Annotated in this window: 3 protein-coding genes; 1 reads left to right on the top strand and 2 read right to left on the bottom strand. The window is 65.2% G+C overall.

Annotated elements, in window-relative coordinates; genetic code table 11:
- Nucleotides 1-166: 166 nt before the first annotated feature.
- Together E2B92_RS32405 and E2B92_RS32400 are read right to left on the bottom strand one after the other, a co-directional pair.
- Nucleotides 167-559 carry a MarR family transcriptional regulator gene (locus E2B92_RS32405; RefSeq protein WP_160159817.1) on the bottom strand — a complete coding sequence of 131 codons (393 nt, stop codon included), beginning with the start codon at nucleotides 557-559 and terminating at the stop codon, nucleotides 167-169.
- A 20-nt stretch (nucleotides 560-579) separates the two neighbouring features.
- Nucleotides 580-1,170, bottom strand: a complete 591-nt coding sequence (locus E2B92_RS32400; RefSeq protein ID WP_126889500.1) for a replication/maintenance protein RepL — start codon at nucleotides 1,168-1,170, stop codon at nucleotides 580-582.
- Between the two features lie 619 nt (nucleotides 1,171-1,789).
- On the opposite strand from E2B92_RS32400, the gene E2B92_RS32395 reads away from it, so the two are divergent.
- On the top strand, nucleotides 1,790-3,157 hold a 1,368-nt coding region (locus E2B92_RS32395; RefSeq protein ID WP_235024083.1), incomplete at its 3' end, for a UvrD-helicase domain-containing protein.

Raw genomic sequence — 3,157 nt, 5'->3', positions numbered from 1 at the left:
CAGGACATTCGCCATGCGCAGCGTTTCCAGCAAGGCTCACAGCAGGGCTCCCGGCAGGGTTCCCGGGCGGGGCCCCCCTCTTTTCCTCCCTCCCCCTTTCCTCTTTCCTTTCTCCCCTCTCTGTCTGCCCTTTTCCTCCCTCCCTCCCCCCTCCCTCTCCCCAGACCTACGCCACGGCGTGCAGCCCGCCCGAGCCGGCCTTCGGAGGCCGCTTCTGGTACTCCGGCACCAGGATCGGCGGGGGCCCACCCGTGGCGAGCTGCTGTGTCATCTCCTTCTGCATCTCCGCTTCGGAGGAGTAGCCCGCGATGGCCGGGTTGAGCGCGTACCGGTGCCCGCGTCCGTTGCCGGACCGCAGCACCAGCCCCCGGTCCACAAGGAGGCTCATCGCCCGGCTCATGGAGGCCTGGCCGACCCCGAGCACGGCGTCGATGTCGGCCTGGTTCATGTCGACGACACCACCGGGCTCCGAGCGCTCGAACATCACGGAAAGCACGTTGATGGCGGTCGGCGTGAGCTCCAGCTTGTGGAGCATGCCGATCAGTCCTGTCGTGGTCATCAGCATGGCAAGTCCTTCTGTCAGCCGATTTCGGTCCTGGAGAACAACGTCAAGCCTTCCCCGAGCTCGTCGGGAAAGTTGCTCTCGAGCTGCAAGGCACGCAGTTTGGCCAGGAAGTCTGCCTGCTCGTTGCCGTTGCCGTTGAACGCGACGCGTGGATTCAGCTCATACGTGCTGCGCTTCAGTTTACGAAGCAGGTTCATCTCGCACAGCCGGTCGAGCGGCTGGCCGATGCTCGTCCGCTGTACGCCCAGGTCCTCGGCGATCTCCGCGTGGGTGGTCTGGATCTTCCCCTTCCGCTGCCTGCCGATCATGTTCGACAGGATGGCCCCCTGCAGCGGGCTGATGATGTGGTGCGTCAGGCAGTACGGCAGGACGCGGCGCAGGAAGTAGTTGCTGACGAGGGAGTATCCCTCCTCACCCAGGAAATCGTGTGGCGCCCGCCGGTAGACGACCGTTTTCACCTCGTGCACCGGGCCGTTGCCGAACTGCTCCGCGATCACCCGAGCGAGGTCGGCGTTGTTGTCCGCCCCGGCCGGCTGAAGCACGGGCCGCCCGCCCTGCGTTGGGGCCCGACTCAGGCGTCGTGCCGACTGGGCTGCTGGTGCCATTTCATGATCCTTTCGCGTACAGGTGCCGAGCACCTTACGGCAAAAGTTGCGTCCATCCGCATGTACGCGCCGGAAGCCTTGCTTCCAGTCGCATGTTTGTGTCGACGCCCGCCGACATCACCAGCCAAGCAGCCAGACCACCCGAGCTTCACCAGCCACACCCCCACCAACGAAACATGCCACCATCCGCAACTCTCGCCACAATCTTGCGAACAGACGCAACTTTCGCGTGCGAATGTGGGCGCCCACCGACATTCACCGCCCCTGAATGTCGGTGGCCACCGACATTTGCTTTCATAAAGCCCCAGCTCAGAGGCCTCATTCGGCAGCTCCCCTCTTAACTACAGAGGGAGCTCACGCCATTCCTTCCCCACCCGCCGGGAACGTGGGTCAACAGCCCGGTGGTACCAGGGGCCTTCGCCGGCCCCTGGACCCCGCTGGCCCCGGCACTCGCCGACGCGCATCCGTATCGTCGTGGCCCAGGCTCTGCGCGTCGGCAAGCACCGGGGGTCGGTGGGCATTCGCGCCTGCCTGGGGCTACTTGTCCACAGCTTCCCACCATGCGTGATCTTTCCGTTACTGTCGCGGCACGTGTGGGACAGCAACGGGGGTGTGTGACATGGAAGCTGAGCGGACGTTGAGCGAGTTGGTGTCATCGCTCGCCGCTATGACGGGCCTACAGCGCCTCGCCGTCATTCGCCGCCTCAACCAGCGGGTTGACGCGGTCACTCGGCCCACAACGCCTGCCGAAGTCGTCCAGCAAGCCATCGTGGCAGCCGAGGAGTGGATCGTCCGACTCAAGGCCAATCACCCGCAGAGCGGCGCTCCCAATCCCGCGCAACCGACTACCCCCACCCCCACTCCCACTCCCACTCCCACCCACGAGCAGCAACATGCGGTCGATGCCAAACGCTCCGGAGACCACCTGGTCCTGCAAGCAGGTGCCGGCACCGGCAAGACGACCACGCTGAGGATGCTCGCCGCCAGCGACTTACGGCGCGCGGTCTACCTTGCCTACAACAGGTCCATCGTCGACGACGCCGCACGAGGATTTCCCTCGCACGTGGCCTGCCATACGGGCCACTCGCTCGCCCTCCGCGAAGTGGGGCATCAGTACGCCGACCGCCTGAGCACTCCCCGTGAGCCGGGCTGGAAGGTCGGCCTACGTATCGGTATCGCCCCCCACCTGCGCATCCGCATGGGCGACAGGGTGGTCACCAACAAGGCCCTTTCCTACACCGTCTTCCGTACCGTCAAGCGGTTCTGTTACTCCGCAGACACGGAGATCGAGGCGCACCACGTGCCACGCCTCCGAGGCCTGGAGACGGACACCCTGCACGCCGTTCTGGTCGAAGTCGTCCTTCCATACGCCCGGCGTGCCTGGGAAGACCTGCAGAACCCCCATACCGGCGTCGTGAAGTTCGAGCACGACCACTACCTCAAGATCTGGGCGCTCAAGGAGCCGCAGATCCGGGCCGACTACGTTCTGCTCGACGAGGCCCAAGACACCAATCCTGTACTGGAGAAGGTGTTCACGGCCCAGCGTTCGCACGCACAGTTGGTACTGGTAGGGGACTCCGCCCAAGCCATCTACGGCTGGAGGGGAGCCAGAGATGTGATGTCCACGTTCGACGGCAGACAGCTCACCCTCTCTCAGTCGTTCCGGTTCGGTCCCGCTCTCGCCACGGAGGCCAACCGCTGGCTGTCGATCGTGCGCTCACCCCTCCGGCTCCAGGGAACGCCGTCCATCGAGACCACAATCGGTCCCCTGCCGCATCCGGCTGCCGTGCTGTGCCGCACCAACGCCGGAACAGTCATCGAGATCCTGAAACTGCTCGCCGAGAACAAGCGTGTCGCGCTCAACGGCGGCGGCAGAACCCTCGACGAACTCGCCCGCGCCGCGGCCGACCTCAAAGCCGGCCGCCGCACCACCCACCCCGAGCTTGTGCTCTTCCAGAGTTGGGGAGAGCTTCAGGAGTACGCCAAT

Origin of the sequence: Streptomyces sp. WAC05374 (genome assembly GCF_004353505.1) — a bacterium.
Lineage (GTDB): Bacteria > Actinomycetota > Actinomycetes > Streptomycetales > Streptomycetaceae > Streptomyces.
Note: the sequence above shows the minus strand (reverse complement) of the source record. Positions and strands in the feature narration are given on the sequence as shown.